An 18,262-nucleotide genomic window follows, 5' to 3' on the forward strand; every position below is an offset into this window, starting at 1 on the left:
ATAATTTTTCCAGTCATCTCGAGCTAACTGTAGTCAACTACATCAACTTCTAATGGCTAATTTAACTTTATTCCTATCTGCTCCATAAAGTATTTCATATAGGTTATTTTTTCATATTTAACTCTTGTTTCTGTTACCATTCCTAATGTCAAGTTAACTTCTTGTCCTTTTTTATCTTCTAGATAGGTTTTCTCTGGTTTAACCTTGAGTTTAAAGTATATGTTTCCTTTTTCATTATCTATGGTGGCATCTTCATCTATGCTTATTACTTCCCCTTTTACAGTTCCGTATTCTGCTTGATTTAGTCCCCCTACTGCCATGGATACTTCATCTCCTACATTTACTCTAGGTCTATCTGTTCCTGATATTAAGGTTTCTACTATTTTTTCACTTTCTTCATTTGTTATAGTTCCTAAAAGATTTCCTCCTTGAAGAACCATTCCCCTATTAAGTGGAGTGTTTAAATGTACTTTTCCTGCTATAGGAGAAAGTAACTTATACTCATTAGTAGAATTATCTATAGCAGCTTTCTGGGTTTCCAGCTTACTTTTCTCTAACTCTAACTGCTGTTTTTCTGTGGTAAAGCTTAGTATGGTTTCATAATATAGCTGATTTAGTTTTGTTTTAGCCTGCTCTTTATATTGTTTTATTTGATCATCTGTATACTGTTGTTTCTTTAAATCCTCTTCATTAATATCATAGTCTTTTCTCTTAGCATAATTATTTTGCAATCTATTATAAAATTCTAATTCCTCAGAATTGTTTTTATTAAAACTGTTAGCTAGATTAGTAGAATCTTTTTCAGCCCTTTTTAGAAGTTCTATTCTTTTATTTAATAAGTCTATTTGTCCTGTTGCCTGTTCTATCTGATATTTTGCATCTGGAGCATTCATTACTAAAAGTACATCTCCCTCTTTAACTTCTTTTCCTTCTTCTATATATACTTCCTTTATTTCTCCAGATACTTTACTCATTATATTAAACTTATCACTAGTAGTTATAAGCCCCTGCCCTTTTACTACATAGGTCTTTACTGATTTAGTGGACCATACTATGAAGGCTGTAAGTAAGGCTACCACTATAAAGATTATATATACCATAAATCTTGGAGGTTTTTTATCGTACAGTAACTTACTATCTGTTATTTCATTTAAGTTATAGACTTTCAAGTTCCTGTCCTCCCTTTTGTATATAGAAATTTGAAGGATTTGATGAAGCTCTTTGAGCTTCTACAGAGCAGATGGGTGAGGAATCTAATGAAGTTCTTCGAACTTCTACAGAGCAGATGGGCATGAATACATCCGCGATCATACTACTATCTTCCTTCTTATCTACGAAAACTGTATAGCTGTCACCTTGAAGTTTTATATCATTTTCAAAAGCATGAAGCTGAAGTTTTGAGTATGCAAACTGGAGGTTTTCCTCTTTTTCTGTAAATCTTGCAAACAAACAATTTGTAACTCTTATTTGATTTTTTAGCTCATAAGGTGTTTCAACATTATGCATAGGACTTTTAAGCTGTACCATTAGTTTTAATATAATCTTAAGTTGTCCATTTTCATCTGCTTCTGCTGTTGTGTAATTTATCATAGGGCCTAGAGTTGAATTCCCTTTTGACTTTATGTAGCTATCCATCATATAGGCTACCTTATCTATATTCATAATCTCATTTTCACTTACTTCTCTAACTAATACATTATTTAACTTTAAAGTTTTATTTTCTCTCACTACTATCTTCTCAGTTGTATTCATACTCTTCCCCCTCTTCTAAATCCATAGCTTTATCCTCTATTAAAGTACTCCCTTCTTTATTTTCTTCAATAGTTTTAGGTTCTATTTCTCCTACCTGACTTACATAAAGCTTATGGTAGTACCCCTTTTTATTTAGTAATTCCTCATGACTTCCTACTTCTACTACTTCCCCTTTATCTAAGACATAGATTATATCGCAGCTTCTAATAGTTGAAAGTCTGTGAGCTATAATTAACATGGTTAGATTTCTACCTTTATTAAATAAAGTATCGTATATTTTTGCTTCACTTATAAAGTCTAGGTTACTAGTTGCCTCATCAAGAATTAGAAACTTAGATTTTTTAACTAAGGCTCTTGCTAAAGCTAATCTCTGCTTTTCTCCGCCTGAAAGCCCGCCGCCAGCTTCATCTAAGAAAGTGTCATACTTTGCTGGAAGTCTTTCTATAAAAGAACTGCAACTAGCATTTTCACAGGCTGTTTTTATTTCCTCATAGCTTACATTTTCTTTTCCTAGAACTATATTTTCTCTAATACTTCCTGAGAATAGTTCCACATTTTGAGGTACATAAGCTATAGCTTTTCTTAAAGCGTATAAATCAAGTTCTTCAATATCATATCCAGAAACCTTAATCTTTCCTTCTTCTGGTGTATAGTATTTAAGTAAAAGTTTAGATACTGTGGTTTTACCACTTCCTGACTCTCCTACTAAAGCAACTTTTTTACCTTTAGGAATTTTTATATTTATATTCTTAAGTACTGGCGCCCTGCTTCCATATCTAAAGGTTATATTCTCAAGCTCTATATCCTCATCTATTGTTTCAATATCTATTTTATTTTCTGCTTCTTGTTCCTTCTCTACCTCATATATTTCAGATATTCTCTTCATAGATATACTTGCTTCTTGAATACTAAGTTGAAGACTTATTAATCTTCCTATAGGATCCATAAAATATCCTGATAGAGATGTAAATGCCATTAATCCTCCTAAGGTTATCTTTCCATCTATAACCATAGTTGCTCCTAAATACATAAGCACAAGATTACCTATAGTTGAGACTCCAGAGGATATTGAACCTTGTATATTAGATAAAACTCCTTCTTGGAAAGCAATCTTTAAATTCTTAATATACTGTTTCTCTAAGGTTTCCAAGCTTTTTTCTTCTGCTGCTAAAACCTTTATTGTTTCTATACCTTTTAAACTTTCTATAATCTGGCTATTGAGCCTTGCTCCTGCTTCCATTTGCTTTATGTTGATTTTCTTGTAAGGCCCTTTAAAGGCATATATTAAAACTGCACTTATAATTGTTAATATTAAAACTACTATAAAAAGTGTTGAGTTCATTATGTATAGAATTACCGCTGATACCGCTGCTAAAACAATATCCATAATTAAAGATAATGATACTGAAGTTAATATGTTCTTTATAGTAAATGCATCACTAAATCTTGTTAATATGTCTCCAACCTTTCTTGTGGTAAAAAACTTCATTGGTAACTTATATACATGTTTAAAATATCCTAAAAGTAATGGTATATCTATTTTTTGTGACAAGTATAAAAGCATATGTTGTCGTATAGCAGATAATCCAATCTGTGTTATTCCTAATACTAAAAAGCCTATTACAAAAACCGTAAGCTGATTTTTTAATCCGTAGGGCAGAATTTCGTCCATAAGAAACTTATTAAAAAATGATGACGCTATCCCCAAAACCGTAAGAATTGCTGATGCAATAATACTATAAATAAATAATGACTTTTGAGGTAATAAAAGTGCTATAAACTTTGAAAGTATTCCTGATGATTTATCTTTTCCTACAGAAAACTCATTGTTAGGAATAAGTAATAGAAGAATCCCATCAAAACTTTTAAAGAAATCATCTACCGTTTCTTTTTTTACTCCCTTAGCTGGATCTAAAATAGTGACCTTATCCTTTTTAACTTTATGTACAACTACAAAATGGCTAAGACCTTCATCCGTAATAATATGTGCTATAGCTGGAAGAGTATATTTACTTTGAAAACTCTCCTTGTCCACCCTTATTGCTCTTGTATCAAACCCAAGCCTTTTGGCCCCATCCTCTAAACCTTTTAAGGTGGTTCCTTTAATATCAGTTCCTAAAATATCTCTAAGTTTTGTTATTGTTATTTCTTTTTTATAATACATACTTATAGTTGCAAGGCAGGCTGCTGCACAGTCTGTCATATCATGTTGTTTGACCAAATACTTTTTATAACTCACTTATTTCTCACCCTTATTCTTTATGAATTTTATCCCCTTAAACCTTTGATTAAATGCCAAAGCCAACTCATGTCCATTGTACTCATAGTACTCATTCTCTCCACCTGCCTTATCAATACATTAAAATAAAAAAAACAATCTATAGCGTAATTTATACCATACACTTTAGATTGTTTTTCAACTATTCTGATGAACGTTAAATAAAAATAGATGAACGTTAATTCATAATTATATCACTAAATATAATTTCAACTAAAAAGCTTTCTTCTGAAATGTTATACTTAATATTTCCTCCATATTTATTTACTGATTCTTTAATATTTAAACTACCAAAACCATGATTGTTTTTATCTAATTTAGAAGTTATTAATTTATTATCAATTATATTAACTTTTTCACTAATAGGATTTTTAACTTTAATTATAATATTGTTTTCTAATTGTTTTATTTCCACTTCTATTTTTTTCTCTGTATTCTCTGCTATTTTTTCCACTGCTTCTACTGAATTTTTAAGAAGATTAGAGAAAATAATACATAAATCCATATTGGATATTTTCAGTTTATCTGGAAGCTTTCCTCTCCACTTTAGCTTTATATCATTGTTGATTTTATTACCTAATACATCACCAACTACAATATTAACTATATCATTACCAGTCTGCATGTTAGTGCTTAACTTATCAATAGCTCCCTGAATATTATTCATATAAGAATAAAGTTCGTCGTATTTTTCGTCCTCAAACAATATCTTCATACAATAAAAGTGATTTGCTATATCGTGTCTAAACCTCTTTGTATCCTTATCCTTTTCAATTAACATAGAATAATAATCCTTTTGCTGTTCTAGTAACTTTTCATTTATTATTAGGCACTCTTGATAATATTTATTGTTTTTATCTAATATTATTAAATATACACATATAGCTACAAAAGCTATTCCACTTAAGCTTATCCCTATTATAGTAAAATTCTTAATCTGATCATTTTTCTGCATTAATCCTAGAACATGTACTGGTGCTATGTATAAAGCTATCCCTAAAAATCCAAAAAAGGTAATACCCATTTGTCTTTTATTCATATTTAATTTCCCTATTCTCCAGATTTTCTTTATTTGATAGAGTATCGATAGAAAAATAATACTCAAAAAATTACTAATAAAGCTATATAAATAACTTTTCAAAATAATGTCTACATTAAAATCCATAATAATAGCATATAGGCTAGCTAAGATAACATCCATAACACATATGATCAAGAAAGATAAAATTACTATAAAAATATTTTTATAACCCTTTAAGTATATTACCATTATAATCATAGCCATTATTCCTGCTATATAGAACGCAATATCCTCTAATCCTACAAGCATAATGATTGATATCATCACACTAGTGACTATCAATCCTCCAATAAATATCTTATTATTCTTTTTATGTTCATAACCCATTATTTTAACTATAATCAAATATAACTTTATAAAATCTAATATGTACAAACTAGTCCAATAAAAACTCCCCATGTCGTATCTCCCTAAACATATCTAGCATTTTGACTAATATATTCAATAAACCTATCTTTAGCTACCTTTCTATTCCTAATGGATACAGGTGTCTCTTTATTATTTTTTAATAGAAAATGTCCATTCTCTATTTTTATTACGTTCTGAAAATTAACTATAAAAGATTTATGACATTGAAAGAAATGTCTATCACCTAATTCTTCTCTCCATTTTTTTAGAGAACTGGTTGTTACATAACTATTATCTCTAACATATATAGCTGAGCCTTCCCCCAATGACTCTATATAGAGAATATCTTTTTTCTCTATTAAAATACTCTCTTCTCTCTGTTTTACTATAATGCTGTGTGCTTCAGTAAATTCTTTTATGGCTTCCTCTATTGCCTCAAAAAATTCTTCATGATCTAAGGGTTTATAAAGATATCTAAAAGCTTTAACCTTAAAGGCTTCCTTAATCATGTTTGAATGGCTCGTTATAAAAATAATAAATATATTATTGTGTTTGTTATTCAGCTCTTTTGCTACCTGGAAGCCATTTATACCAGGCATTTCAACATCTAAAAATAATATATTTATATCCCCTTCATAATTTATAAGCCTTGTCCCATTATCAAACAGTTCTATTCTATAATCCATATTATGTTCATCCAGGTATTTTTCGCATAATTTTTTAACGGCATTTTGAATTATAGGCTCATCATCACATATAGAAATTTCAATCTTTTTATTCCCCATTATACCCCTCATTTCTATATTAGTTTTTTCTACTAATTTTATCATATTTACCCTAAATAATCTATATTGTTCCATCTTATATAAGGGCATGTATTGCACCTTTATTAAGCATTTATAATGGTGTATCCCTAAAAATTAATAGAATCCAAAGGAGGCTATGCTACTTCAATATATAAAAATAGCTGTGCACTAATTGTTCAGTGCCACAGCTCTCTGATTATTATATTAATTTATTTATTTCATAGGTAAACTCCTTAAAGTCATCCATATGATTTTTTATTATCATCTCTACAATTTTTAAATTTATACTTTTATAATCATGCACAGCTATATTTCTAAAACCCACCATAGCTTTAAGATTGTTCATAAGTTTTTCCTCTATAAGTTTATTAGAATATAGAACTTCAAATGCGTCTCTACTATTTTGAGGTATTCCTAACTTTTTCTCAGACACTATATGCATAGCTAAATCTATAGCTGCCTCGCAGGCTCTTTGTATATTCAAAATTATTGAGTCCTGCTTAGTATAATCTTTTAAATTATTAGCATCGTCAGCATAAACTGAATTTATTCTTTCAATACATCTTTCTATAGTTTGTGTCTTATTAAAAATCACATCCTTACCCATAAACACGCCCCCGTTCTTTTACCCCTTTAAGTATCTCTTCTCTTTCTTCATTAAGCAGCGCATATTCCTTGAAAGCTCTCATTTCAAAATATTGTCTCTTAATATCATCATTACAATGTATCACTTTTCCTGTTCCAACTACTTGAGCTTTAAATACTGTAGATGACTCTTTTAAATCTATTAGATCAACATCTCTTTTAAAGGTATCATATAATTTTTGCGCAAGCATAAATACTTCATAGCTGTCTAATTTTTTCTCACTTATAAATGCTATATCTATATCGCTATCTTCTCTTAGCTCATTTCTACTTGCTGAACCTAGAAGGTAGATACAAAAAGGATTTATCTCTTCTTTTAATATCCTAATGGCTTCTATTAATTGTTTTTCAAGAACTTTTTCAGTCATTAATTTAACCTCCTTATAGGTTTTATTTTATCAATCATATTAACATTCTTCTATCTATATTATACCATTAAATGAGTTATATAAACATCTATAACCTGAGTTGTATTTCTATCTATAATGACAAATATCAAAAATTTATAAAGGATTCAACCTTTTAGCTGAACCCTTTATAATTTCAATAAACTTCCAACAATCTCATTAAGTATATTATAGCATTATGATTTCACTTTAGCCCAAAGGTGTATTTTAATATGGATTTATAGTATTATTTAACTATAACTTTGTAACTAATGATTTTCTTTTTAGGAGGTAAATATGAACTTTAAGATAAATAAATTGCCTAAAATAGGGCTTAGAAATCTCAAAACTGCTCTTTCTGTATTAGCATGTATTTTATTGTTTGAGATTATGAATAGAGAGCTTCCCTTTTATGCTTGTATAGCTGCTGTTATTTGTACAGGAGATTCTGTTAAAAATTCTGTGCTCGCAGGAAAAAATAGATTAATTGGAACTTTGATTGGTGGTTTACACGGAATAATTTTCATTTTTATTGAACCTTATATTCCTATTCCAACATCTGTTTTAATAAGCCTTGGAATAGTAATTGTTATATATACGGGAGTAATATTAAAAAAGCAGCCCTCTATATCTATTAGTTGTGTTGTTTTTCTAGCTATAATGATAAATATTAGAGGTGGCGTAACCTATCTTTATGCAATAAATAGAATCATAGATACTGCTATCGGAATTGTTATAGCTGTTTTAGTTAATAAATATTTTAATCCAACCTTAGATACGGATGGGGATTTGGATGAAGATAACTAAACAGTACTATTGTACATTTTAATCTTAAATTCATTCATTAGAAAAGATTAATGAAAAAAGAGACTATCGGATAACAGAATTTTAGTCTGCTAATTCAATAGTCTCTTTTTATTTTGCTCCCATTCTTTTAAGATTCAATATCTGCAATAACTCTAAAAAATTTATCTCTAGCCCATAAGGTCTCAATTACTTTGTAATCAAAATTCTGTTCATATTTATCTAATTCTATGGTTATCGTACCTGTTAATTGATTATATATCATCCTTCCATAATCATATATACTTAAATCCATAGCTTCATCTTTGCTTAACTCTAACCCCTTATTTATGTGATATAAATTTTCTTTGTCTATCCTATAGTGTAAGTACATTTTAGTTTCTATACCATTTACTTCTACATCTTCTCCTGAAAAATAAATTACATTTTTCATCTACTAATCCCTCTTTTCAACCTTAATACTTCTTGGTGATGCATCTATTCTAGATATATACCCTTTTTTCTCTAGTCTCTTAATATATTCGTGGATAGTAGAAGTAGACTTTAGTCCAACTAGCTATGAATATTTCCATCTAAACTTAAAGAAACTATATAAAGTGAGGTGCATATTATGAAACTAACTTTATTAATACCAATTATTTTATCAACTTTTATGAATTTAACTGAAACACCAAAAATAATTTCTGAATCAAATACTTACAAAGAGGGTGTATATGATATTACAAATGCTATACAAGTTAAGGCTACAGCTACACTTGTAAACCAGAATACTCCTGTAAGCCTATCCATAATTGATGCTAATGGTAATCAAACCTTCTTTAAAAAATTTGATAACATAAACGATACAGTAAACTTAGGAACTATTCTAGATGATGACCGTGTTGCAGTAGTTGGCGCTGGGGAAATAGCCATAATTATTGATAATTCATAGATACAACAAAAAACCTCGTTAACACTGTTAACGAGGCCATACATATTTCTCTATTAACCCATACTTCCTCTTAATTTACCCATTCTTATAATCCACTCATTTAGAATCTTAAGTTCTTCTGTTTTATTTTCTAATAAATCTTCTTCTGAACCTATTAGGTGCATTATTATTGGACGTGTTGTTTTAAGTAATGTATGGTAGAATTCATTATCATTTAGGTATTCAAAATCAATACCTAAGTCTAATATTTCATTTACTAATTCTAGATCCTCTGCATATTCTAATCTTGCAGATTCATCTATTATTCTTTTTGAAACTTTAGGATTAGCAAATAAAGCTGCAAATCTAAAGTCTTTTTTTATTTGAGGATAGAATTCTTTTAGTTTATCTATTCCCTCTTGTCCATACTTTTCTTTTATTTCCCTAAGACCTCTACCCATTCCTACGAATTCTGGTGGTATTCCTAGAGTGTACATAGCTCCAGTGTAAGAAATAGCTCTTGGTACTGAATATTCTACGTTTAGGTCTATTGATAATAATTCATTTTTTAATTTCTCATCTTTAACCCAGTTTGCTATTTTATCTATTTCTGGAAGATCTCTAGTATAGTCTAAACCAGTTTTACTCTTAGTAAGTCTATCTCTGTTTTTGGGAATAAAGTCTGATACAAAACTTACTGTGTTTATTATTTTTAAGAAGGTTTGAAGATAATATTTTGAGAATATTCCTATGAATTCTTTCATCAGTTCTATATCTTCTTGATTAAAGTTTCTATGAACTGATTTATCTATATTATCATTCAATTTATTTACTACTTCTTTTGCTTTGTCTCTTCCATGGTCATATCTTAAAGCTGATTGTAGTGTAAAAGTCTTAATACCTGAGTAAGTTTTAATCATGCTTTCAACATTATCGTTAGTAAAGTGTCCTCTAAATGGAAGTGAACCGCAACCTAATATTGGATATACTTCTACTCCATGGTCTTTTCCCCACTTATAAGCTGTATCTATTGCAAGTACTACAGATAATACTCCTGATATTAATCCATAGGACATAGCAGAATCTGAACGTGCTAGCATAAACCTTAAAGATTCAAGCTTATCACCTTTATCTTCTGAGGTATGATAAAACTCATCAAATATAGTATCTATATTTACTAATGAAGGAACCCCTTCTACTAGTGGAATTATTCTTATACTATTCAAATCAAATTTAACATCATAGTTTTTGTTTCCAAGTTCAATAACAGAGTTTACTCTATCTTGGAATTGGCAAACCTCTGCTCCAGTCTCAACCATAGGTACTACAACTTCTTTTATAGCCTGCACTCCTGTATGTTGGTAGGCTTGAACATTAGTTTCAACTATTGACATTATACTCATTAATTGTCTAAATACTGATTCCTTATTCGCATTAGGAATTCTTGGCGTTATAGCTACATCCTTTCCTGGAGTTATCCCATTAGAGATTAATCCTAAGGCCACCTGAGAAGTTTGATGATATGGTGTTAACTTACCTTCAAAGTCAATCATTATCTCATTTATTCCAAGTCCACCTTTCTCCTGAAATGTAAGACCGTCAATTGCTTCTTGTGGTTCTTGTTGTATAGATACATAAGTATCTACGTTGTCTGGATGTTGCGTCATCATAGAACTAGGAATTTTATACATTAAATATACCCCCAAATGAATTTTTATTTACCGCCTAATTTCAATTCTAACATAAAATGTTGTAATGTAAATATATTTCTATTTACAAATGCAAGTTTTTTATTTTCCACTTGCACATCTTTTCTTTTATGTTTATTAATTAAGGCTGTTATTATCTAAAAGTGTTCCCCAATATTTTAAAGAATAAAAAAGAGCCTTGGAGTAATCCAAGGCTCTGTATGTACTGAAAAATATCAATAACAGTTTCCATTGGATAGCACTCCACAAACATTATTTGTGACAATCTTATATATATTCTATATAAGACCAGTTGTATAGTTTTAAAGCATTAACTACACACTTCGGCAATGTTTCCTTTCTCTTCACTTCTCAGTGCTTAACTCCATGAAGATACTTTTAAACCTTGCGCCTCTATCTCTAAAATATTCACTTTTATTGAATTATACATTGTGGTAAATATTTAATCAAGAATTATTTTATATATTTCCTGATCTTATTATACTTATAACAAGCCAAACTCCTAATATTGCAGCTATAAAAAATCCAAACAAGCCTATTACTGAAACCCCATGAAATTGTGGTGCCCCATTATAATCTATTATTAGTGATGAACCTACTATCATAGCTGAAATTATCATAGAAAACACCATTCTATTGACCATTTTACTGAATCTATCCATTGATTTATCTAAATCATTTATCTGTAGGTTAATCTTTGACCTTCCACCTTTTACACTGTCCATAAAACTAACAGCTTTTTCGGGAAGCTCTATAGAACTTTCAATGAATTTATAAAGTTTTAATGCTATGTCTTCTTTGTTTAAATCATTTAAGAAAAATAATTTACTATCATTGCCCATTATAGCTATAACCATAGTTAATATGTCTAAATCAGGAGATAACTCTGCAATCACCCCTTCAAATATTACCATGCTTTTAGCTAATATTACTAAGTCTGTAGGCATTAAAATATTGTTTTTAGATGATATAGCCATTATCTCTTGAAGCATCCTAGATATTTTTATGTTCTTTAATGAAGTCCCTAAATAAACATCTAAAAACCCTTCTATATCTTCATATAAATTGCTTTTATTAATAGTTCCATTTTTTATTCCTATTGCTAATATAAAGTCAACTAGCTTATTTATATCTTTTTTAGCTAATGCTATTATTACCTTATTAAACCATTCCCTTAGGTAAGGATTTATTTCCCCCATTATCCCAAAATCTATAAAGCAAATTTTGTTGTCAGATACTAGAATATTACCTGGATGGGGATCCCCGTGGAAAAAGCCATCCTTAAAAATATGCTTAAAATATATAGATACCAATTTTTTTGATATGTCTTCAAGTTCATAGTTATCTTGAATTAAGCTATATTTATCTGTTATCTTATAACCTTCTATTTTTTCCATAATTAAAATTCTAGCAGTAGAATATTCATCATAAACTTCTGGAACGTGAAGTGGTACTACATCTCTATTATTTCTCTCAAATCTCTTTAAGTTATCTTTTTCTATCCTAAAATCTAATTCTTTTTCTGTAATGTTCTGTATTTCTTTTAAAGCTTCCATTGGATCAATTAAAGTTTCTTTAAACTTTCCTTTTGCCATTCTAGTAAGCCTCATTAAAATCCTCATGTCTTGGCTCATAAGTTCTTTTATATTTGGTCTTTGAACTTTTATTACAACCTTTACTCCGCTTTTTAAAACTCCTTCATGAACTTGAGAAACAGATGCAGAAGCTATAGGTTCTTCATTAAATTCTAAAAAACATTCATTTATATCTCTTCCTAGTTCCTCTTGAAAAGTTCTTTTAATATCTTCTATAGGAACCTTAACCACATCATTTTGAAGCTTTTTCAATTCTTCAATATATTCTTCTGAAATAATATCTGGTCTAGTACTAAGTATCTGCCCTATTTTTATGAAAGTTGGTCCTAAATCTTCAAACGCTTTTCTAAAGTTTTCAACCTTCTGTTTTTTATTTAGTATTTTCTCTTCAACAAAATACCCAAAACCATAATAGGTAAGTACTCTAATTATCTCTCTAAACCTATTAAAAGTACTTCTGTTCAAATAAATCACTCCTGTTTCCCTGTCACTAAGCAATAATTAATAAATAGACTAAAGGGAAACCCTTTAGTCTACATTTGATCTAGTTTATTTTCTAAAAACTCTATTCTTACTTTTAGTTTATCTATCTCTTGTTTTTTAACATATCCAAGTTCTGAAATAACCTTTTCTAAACTCTCTTTGTTTACTGACTTTATTTCGTTAATTTTTTCTGTGGCTTTTGTAGTAAAGTTTCTTTTTAATTCTTCTGAAAGCTCTTTACCTTCATCTACAGTTAATCTACCTTTTTCAACTAACTCATCCACAACTTCAGATGCTTTTTCATAAGTTGTAGCTACGGCACCCACTCCAGCTAACAACAATTTCTTAAGATCATTTATCATTTAAATCATCTCCCATACATTCTTATTAATATTATTATACCATTTAATTCTAATATTACTCTAATATTAATAAACACTTAATAATTAACGATTTCTGAAGAATTCTTCTATTTCACTAACTTCTTTAATCATTGCCTTAGTTAATATTTCATTTCCATCTTCAGTAACTAATATATCGTCTTCTATTCTTACTCCTATCCCCTCTTCTGCTATATAAATTCCAGGTTCTACTGTATATACCATTCCAGGTTTTAGCTCCACATTTCTTTTACCCACATCATGAGTATCTAATCCCAGGCTGTGACCTATAGAATGCCAATAGTATTTTCTTACATCTTTTTTATCGTCTATTAATCCTAAAGCTATACATTCTTCTGCAACCCAATATGTAGCTTTAGTGTTTATGTCTCCCCAATTAACTCCTGGTTTAATCTCATCTATTACCTTTTTGTTTACTCTAAGTACAGCTTCATAAACTTGTTTTTGTCTTTCTGTAAACTTACCGTTTGCAGGGAAAGTTCTTGTTATATCTGCATTATAATATTCATATTGTGAACCTAAATCAAATAATATTAAGTCGCCATCATTAATTATAGAATTATTATCAACATAGTGAAGTATTGTAGCATTAACTCCAGCAGCTGCTATTGTCTTAAATGCAGCGTCTGTTGCGCCTCTTCTCTTACAACTAAAATCATAATAAGCTTCAAGTTCATATTCCATCATACCTGGTTTAGAATTCTTCATTAAAGCTTCTACCCCTTCAATGGTAATATCTATAGCTTTTTGCATATTTTCTACTTCTTCACTAGACTTTACAAGTCTAAGTTCTGCTATACTGTTGTAAATATTTTTTACTGAAACTTGAGGATATTTATTCTTTAGATTTCTTGCAAACTCTTCAACTAAGGTTTCTCTTTCAGAGAAACCATCTTTTTCTAAATCAAAATATACTTTCTCTATTTCTTCTTTAAATATAAGTCCATGTATAGTTCCTTCAAATTCTTTAGTATATAGAACTTCTGTAAATCCACCTTTTTCTTTTGCTTCATTCGCTCTTATACTTTTCCCAACCCATTTTTCCATTTCTAAGTCTGGTTCTTTTACAAATAATATTGTTCTTTGCTCATCCTTCTTTTTTACCAATATTAAAGTTATTTCTTCTTCATCTATTCCAGTTAAATAATAAAAATTTCTATTAGGTGTAAAACTATATGCTTCATCAGCTGTTTTTTTAGGTGCTTTTCCTGCAAATAATATTACCGCACTATTTTCTTCCACAACTTTAAATAAATTTTCTCTATTTTTTATAAAAACTTCTGCCTTCATAACTTATCTCCTTTGCTTCTTTAATGCTTAACTTAATTATAGCATACTATTCTACAAACAAAACTCTGGTTTTAACAACATTAGGAAGCGCATCTATACTTTCAAGTAAGGTTTTTGCTTTTATTGTTATATTGGATACATCTACAGTTATTGTTACATTAGCAGTTAAATTTATAGGTATATCTTGATTTATTGTAAGTATATTTCCCTTATATTCAGCTATAAGATCTAATACTCTAGATAAGGCTCCTGCTTCATGAGAAAGCAATATATTTAATATAACTTTTCTGCTATTAATAGGCTCATTCATTGGGTATATTGCATCCCTATATTTATAATAAGCACTTCTACTTATCCCAACTTTCTTAACTCCCTCAGTAATATCTTTTACTTGTTCACTGTATATAAGCTCTTTAACCTTCATAACCTTTATAAATATATCAGGTAATATCTTTCCATTTACTATATAAAACTTCTCTTCATTCACTTTATCACCCCTTTGTGTTTCTCAGAGAAATACATTTGTCCTCAATTTGTGTTTCTGCATAAATTATAACATTTGAATAATAATAATAATAGGATAAATTAAGCCACTATATGAAAATATACTTGTTTTTATATGGCATTCTTTGTTTTTCTTGATATCTTGTCTACTTTTTAAGTTTGAAGATGAGTTAGTATATTTTTGTGATACAATACATTCATGCCTTAGGCATTTAAGGGGGCTATTATACATAATTTCTAAAAGCATCTCAGGCATGGGGCTAAGCCCTGAGAAAAAGCTTTTAGAACCCTTATACCCATATAAAACAAACAATTAATTAGTCTCTAAATAAAATTTAAGATAGAGAAAATATCCCAATGATTTTAGGATTTTCCTTATGGAATTTCCTTATTTTTTTGCCTTTTTATTAGGTTAGTATATAATAGTTAATGTTGGTTTAAAAACTGTTTTGAAAGGAGTTTTTATGAACATTAATAAAAATCCTCTCAAAAATAAATAGGCAGCTTTAAGGTTTTTATTCTTAAAGCTGCCTATTTATATTAATAATCATTACTCTTTGCCTTTTTTACTTTTTACTACAAAGTTATATACAATAGATATTAGGATACCGCTGACTCCTCCTAATGAAAATCCTAGAGGAACATTGCTTATGATTGCTCCTAATACTACTCCTATACCTGATCCAAAGGCTATTCCATAACTTATTCTTGTGATATCCCCATCTGTAGAGTTCAACTTATCCCTTTCCATTTCCCTCTCCTCTTTTTTTATTCCTTCATATATATAGACGATTAAAGTCTCATAAAAGTTCTCTTTTTATTCAAGTTTTTCAACTTTTTTTGTAGCCTTGCTTATTAGAAGTTTATAACTTACCCCTATTAATATTATTAAGTATATTAAAATACCTAATATACCAACCACATTAGAAATTAAATTACCAGCAACAAAAATTACTAAGCCTAAAATTCCTATAACAATACCTATTCCCATAACCTTTAAGGAATTTAAGTTATTTTTAACTGCCTGCTGCTCATTTTCCCAATAAAGTTTAGGACTATAGCTGTCTACTATAACTCCAATAATGCTTATTAAAGTTATTACAACCTCTCCCATTAAAAGTGATAATAGAATTACATACATATCTACTTTAAACACTACTAGGGCTACACTACATATTACATTTGTAACACTGCTTAAAAGTATGCCTACAATAACCTTAGCAAACAACTTAACTCTTGTATCTGTAGGTAGATATTTTATTATAAGAAGTTCTCTACCCTCTCTAGATATTGAAGTTGCAGCTATTGAATTTGCACTTACTGAAAAAGCTAAAAACGCCATGTATATTCCTACTATTATAATTTTGTTATCTAAGCTATTTATAAAGTTAGAAACTTGGTATATTCCTCCCGAGCCTGTACTTAACATTGGAATAACGAATATAAATATAGGTAATATCAATGTTGATATACAATTAACTACATAGGACGGAGTTCTAAATAATATTTTTATTTCTCTCATAATCCAAGCCTTAAGAGCAGAGTTTTGCTTTATAAGACTTTTTTGCTCCTCATTACTTAACTTCTTTTTAGTTGAAGAGGATTCTGATAATCCAACTACTCCCTTTATATAAACTTTTTCTGCTAAAACATATAGAACTATCATTACTAAAGAAACAATTAAAATCAGTAGTCCTAAATTAATAAATCCTTTAGAAGTTCCACTTTCACTTAAAGCATAAGCAGAAACTTTAGTGTTTATAAATACTGTATTCATTTTATCTAAAAGAGACCCTTGCCCAAATATTTCTTGAATATCTTGAGCATTATCCATAGTCATTGCACCATTTCCTATCCTCTGACCTAAGAAATTAATCCCAAGACCTAAAAACAATCCTATTAAACCAGTAACTACTTTAAATGCATCCTTATATTTAGAAAGATTCGTAAATCTCATCAATATAAAACTCAATATAACTCCATAAGCTATAGGAATAACTGGAATAGTAATATAGACTATTAATGCGGTTATGTAATAAAATATACCGCTACCAGATAATACTCCATAAGCTATAAGTGCGGGTATTATAACTGACAATATTATATATTCATAAACTAGTAAGGTTAGAAATTTTCCTATGACTATATGAGATGCTTTTATGGGTAATGGAAGTATCCATTCTATATCATTGTTAAAATAAAATATGCTCATTACTCCAGCTATCCCAAATAAAAATATAATTGTGGAAGCTCCATTAAACAAGGTTCCTAAAATTAGCTCACTTTGATTAAAGTGGTCTAATACCCCATAGCTTACTGTTACAAAAAGAGTAATTGGAACAGCAAGCATTATAAGAATAAATCCCATGGCTACTATAGTTAATGCTTTTTGTCCGCCTGACTTTACATTAGATGTTAAACTCTCATAGAAATTTCTTAAAAAAAACTTGGTTATAGTAACTAACTTATTCATTTTCAGTCATCTCCAAGAACATTTTTTCTAAGGATTCATCTACCTTAAATTGATTTTTTATTTCTTCGAGAGTTCCACAAAATAATAATTTTCCTTTATTTATAATAGCTACTCTATCACATAATTTTTCTGCTACATCTAAAACATGAGTTGAAAAGAATACTGTTTTTCCTTCTTCAACATGCTCCCTCATCATTTCCTTAAGTATATATGCTGATTTTGGATCTAAACCAGTCATAGGTTCATCTAATATCCAAACATCTGGTTTATGAAGAAGTGCTCCCATTAACACTATTTTTTGTCTCATTCCATGAGAGTAACTTTGTATCTTATCCCTTAAAGCAGTTTCCATAGAAAACCTTGTTGCTAATTCAGAAATTACTTTTTTTCTCTCATCTGCAGAAACATCATAAACATCTCCAATAAAGTTTAGATATTCTATTCCCTTCATTCTTAAAAACATATCTGGATTATCTGGAACATATCCAAACTGTTTTTTATAAAGTATAGGATCTTTAGTTATGCTTATTCCATTTATTAAAATCTCACCTTTTGTAGCCTCAGCTATGCCTGTAAGCATCTTTATCGTAGTTGTTTTTCCTGCTCCATTTGGTCCTAAGAAACCAAATATTTCTCCATTGTTAATGGTAAGTGATATGTCATCCACGGCATTAACTCTACCATTATAACTTTTAGTTGCATTGATTATTTCTATCACCCTAATCACCTCATAATTATAAAATTATTAAATATTATCTATAATCTTATAATAAGGTATTCTATACCTTTTGTCAATA

Annotated in this window: 18 protein-coding genes, 1 pseudogene and 1 riboswitch; of the genes and pseudogenes, 2 read left to right on the forward strand and 17 right to left on the reverse strand. The window is 29.4% G+C overall.

Annotation, left to right across the window (positions count from 1 at the left end; all coding sequences use genetic code 11):
- Nucleotides 1-56: 56 nt before the first annotated feature.
- The 7 genes from B3N22_RS21145 to mntA all read right to left on the reverse strand — a co-directional run bounded on the left by B3N22_RS21145 (nt 57) and on the right by mntA (nt 7,278).
- The gene (locus B3N22_RS21145; protein ID WP_286910339.1) at nt 57-1,169 is read right to left on the reverse strand and encodes an HlyD family secretion protein; all 1,113 of its coding nucleotides are present in this window, start codon (nt 1,167-1,169) and stop codon (nt 57-59) included.
- Nucleotides 1,156-1,752, reverse strand: a complete 597-nt coding sequence (locus B3N22_RS21150) for a hypothetical protein (protein WP_286910341.1) — start codon at nt 1,750-1,752, stop codon at nt 1,156-1,158. Before B3N22_RS21150 ends, B3N22_RS21145 begins: the two co-directional genes overlap by 14 nt.
- Nucleotides 1,739-3,991 (reverse strand): peptidase domain-containing ABC transporter, encoded by a 2,253-nt coding sequence (locus B3N22_RS21155; RefSeq protein WP_286910344.1) that lies wholly within the window; start codon nt 3,989-3,991, stop codon nt 1,739-1,741. The genes B3N22_RS21150 and B3N22_RS21155 overlap by 14 nt, the downstream gene beginning before the upstream one ends.
- A gap of 217 nt (nt 3,992-4,208) precedes the next feature.
- On the reverse strand, nt 4,209-5,510 hold the full coding sequence (locus B3N22_RS21160; RefSeq protein WP_286910346.1) for a sensor histidine kinase: 1,302 nt from the start codon (nt 5,508-5,510) through the stop codon (nt 4,209-4,211).
- An 11-nt stretch (nt 5,511-5,521) separates the two neighbouring features.
- Nucleotides 5,522-6,334, reverse strand: coding sequence for a LytR/AlgR family response regulator transcription factor (locus tag B3N22_RS21165; RefSeq protein WP_286910348.1), 813 nt, complete (start codon nt 6,332-6,334; stop codon nt 5,522-5,524).
- 130 nt (nt 6,335-6,464) lie between these two features.
- On the reverse strand, nt 6,465-6,872 hold the full coding sequence (gene hepT, locus B3N22_RS21170) for a type VII toxin-antitoxin system HepT family RNase toxin (protein ID WP_286910350.1): 408 nt from the start codon (nt 6,870-6,872) through the stop codon (nt 6,465-6,467).
- Nucleotides 6,865-7,278, reverse strand: a complete 414-nt coding sequence (gene mntA / locus B3N22_RS21175) for a type VII toxin-antitoxin system MntA family adenylyltransferase antitoxin (RefSeq protein WP_286910351.1) — start codon at nt 7,276-7,278, stop codon at nt 6,865-6,867. The genes hepT and mntA overlap by 8 nt, the downstream gene beginning before the upstream one ends.
- Nucleotides 7,279-7,593: 315 nt before the next feature.
- Between mntA and B3N22_RS21180 the strand changes: the two genes are divergently transcribed.
- Nucleotides 7,594-8,103, forward strand: coding sequence for an FUSC family protein (locus B3N22_RS21180; RefSeq protein ID WP_286910353.1), 510 nt, complete (start codon nt 7,594-7,596; stop codon nt 8,101-8,103).
- Between the two features lie 127 nt (nt 8,104-8,230).
- Here the strand turns inward: B3N22_RS21180 and B3N22_RS21185 are convergent, their stop codons facing one another.
- Both B3N22_RS21185 and B3N22_RS21190 read right to left on the reverse strand, forming a co-directional pair.
- Nucleotides 8,231-8,533, reverse strand: a complete 303-nt coding sequence (locus tag B3N22_RS21185; RefSeq protein WP_073020378.1) for a hypothetical protein — start codon at nt 8,531-8,533, stop codon at nt 8,231-8,233.
- A gap of 3 nt (nt 8,534-8,536) precedes the next feature.
- A pseudogene (locus B3N22_RS21190) lies at nt 8,537-8,641 on the reverse strand (LexA family protein); the annotation flags it as partial.
- A gap of 69 nt (nt 8,642-8,710) precedes the next feature.
- On the opposite strand from B3N22_RS21190, the gene B3N22_RS21195 reads away from it, so the two are divergent.
- Nucleotides 8,711-9,031 carry a hypothetical protein gene (locus tag B3N22_RS21195; RefSeq protein ID WP_286910356.1) on the forward strand — a complete coding sequence of 107 codons (321 nt, stop codon included), beginning with the start codon at nt 8,711-8,713 and terminating at the stop codon, nt 9,029-9,031.
- Nucleotides 9,032-9,084: 53 nt separating this feature from the next.
- Here the strand turns inward: B3N22_RS21195 and ppcA are convergent, their stop codons facing one another.
- The 8 genes from ppcA to B3N22_RS21235 form a co-directional block, all read right to left on the reverse strand.
- Nucleotides 9,085-10,701 carry a phosphoenolpyruvate carboxylase gene (ppcA, locus tag B3N22_RS21200; protein ID WP_286910358.1) on the reverse strand — a complete coding sequence of 539 codons (1,617 nt, stop codon included), beginning with the start codon at nt 10,699-10,701 and terminating at the stop codon, nt 9,085-9,087.
- Between the two features lie 246 nt (nt 10,702-10,947).
- A riboswitch (Lysine riboswitch) is annotated at nt 10,948-11,123 on the reverse strand.
- A gap of 54 nt (nt 11,124-11,177) precedes the next feature.
- Entirely contained in the window at nt 11,178-12,779 is a 1,602-nt protein-coding gene (locus B3N22_RS21205; protein WP_286910360.1) for an ABC1 kinase family protein, read from the reverse strand.
- A gap of 68 nt (nt 12,780-12,847) precedes the next feature.
- Nucleotides 12,848-13,159 (reverse strand): phasin family protein, encoded by a 312-nt coding sequence (locus B3N22_RS21210; RefSeq protein WP_286910362.1) that lies wholly within the window; start codon nt 13,157-13,159, stop codon nt 12,848-12,850.
- Between the two features lie 84 nt (nt 13,160-13,243).
- The gene (locus B3N22_RS21215) at nt 13,244-14,488 is read right to left on the reverse strand and encodes an aminopeptidase P family protein (RefSeq protein WP_286910364.1); all 1,245 of its coding nucleotides are present in this window, start codon (nt 14,486-14,488) and stop codon (nt 13,244-13,246) included.
- 46 nt (nt 14,489-14,534) lie between these two features.
- The gene (locus tag B3N22_RS21220; RefSeq protein WP_073020360.1) at nt 14,535-14,975 is read right to left on the reverse strand and encodes an ACT domain-containing protein; all 441 of its coding nucleotides are present in this window, start codon (nt 14,973-14,975) and stop codon (nt 14,535-14,537) included.
- 567 nt (nt 14,976-15,542) lie between these two features.
- A complete protein-coding gene (locus tag B3N22_RS21225; protein WP_238903289.1) occupies nt 15,543-15,743 on the reverse strand; it encodes a hypothetical protein in 201 nt (66 codons plus the stop codon).
- Between the two features lie 66 nt (nt 15,744-15,809).
- Nucleotides 15,810-17,465: a putative ABC transporter permease subunit gene (locus tag B3N22_RS21230; protein ID WP_286910367.1), complete on the reverse strand. Its 1,656-nt coding sequence runs from the start codon at nt 17,463-17,465 to the stop codon at nt 15,810-15,812.
- Nucleotides 17,458-18,183: an ABC transporter ATP-binding protein gene (locus tag B3N22_RS21235; protein WP_021804335.1), complete on the reverse strand. Its 726-nt coding sequence runs from the start codon at nt 18,181-18,183 to the stop codon at nt 17,458-17,460. Before B3N22_RS21235 ends, B3N22_RS21230 begins: the two co-directional genes overlap by 8 nt.
- Between the last annotated feature and the right edge of the window lie 79 nt (nt 18,184-18,262).

Origin of the sequence: Clostridium sp. UBA1652 (assembly GCF_002320975.1) — a bacterium.
In the GTDB taxonomy this organism is placed as follows: Bacteria; Bacillota; Clostridia; order Clostridiales; family Clostridiaceae; genus Clostridium_T; species Clostridium_T intestinale.

What these genes read in the sequence shown, in the direction of transcription:
- B3N22_RS21150 (WP_286910341.1), bottom strand. Translation starts at nt 1,752, where the DNA reads ATGAATACAACTGAGAAGATAGTAGTGAGAGAAAATAAAACTTTAAAG.
- B3N22_RS21160 (WP_286910346.1), bottom strand. Translation starts at nt 5,510, where the DNA reads ATGGGGAGTTTTTATTGGACTAGTTTGTACATATTAGATTTTATAAAG.
- B3N22_RS21165 (WP_286910348.1), bottom strand. Translation starts at nt 6,334, where the DNA reads ATGCCCTTATATAAGATGGAACAATATAGATTATTTAGGGTAAATATG.
- hepT (WP_286910350.1), bottom strand. Translation starts at nt 6,872, where the DNA reads ATGGGTAAGGATGTGATTTTTAATAAGACACAAACTATAGAAAGATGT.
- mntA (WP_286910351.1), bottom strand. Translation starts at nt 7,278, where the DNA reads ATGACTGAAAAAGTTCTTGAAAAACAATTAATAGAAGCCATTAGGATA.
- B3N22_RS21180 (WP_286910353.1), top strand. Translation starts at nt 7,594, where the DNA reads ATGAACTTTAAGATAAATAAATTGCCTAAAATAGGGCTTAGAAATCTC.
- B3N22_RS21185 (WP_073020378.1), bottom strand. Translation starts at nt 8,533, where the DNA reads ATGAAAAATGTAATTTATTTTTCAGGAGAAGATGTAGAAGTAAATGGT.
- B3N22_RS21195 (WP_286910356.1), top strand. Translation starts at nt 8,711, where the DNA reads ATGAAACTAACTTTATTAATACCAATTATTTTATCAACTTTTATGAAT.
- ppcA (WP_286910358.1), bottom strand. Translation starts at nt 10,701, where the DNA reads ATGTATAAAATTCCTAGTTCTATGATGACGCAACATCCAGACAACGTA.
- B3N22_RS21210 (WP_286910362.1), bottom strand. Translation starts at nt 13,159, where the DNA reads ATGATAAATGATCTTAAGAAATTGTTGTTAGCTGGAGTGGGTGCCGTA.
- B3N22_RS21215 (WP_286910364.1), bottom strand. Translation starts at nt 14,488, where the DNA reads ATGAAGGCAGAAGTTTTTATAAAAAATAGAGAAAATTTATTTAAAGTT.
- B3N22_RS21225 (WP_238903289.1), bottom strand. Translation starts at nt 15,743, where the DNA reads ATGGAAAGGGATAAGTTGAACTCTACAGATGGGGATATCACAAGAATA.
- B3N22_RS21230 (WP_286910367.1), bottom strand. Translation starts at nt 17,465, where the DNA reads ATGAATAAGTTAGTTACTATAACCAAGTTTTTTTTAAGAAATTTCTAT.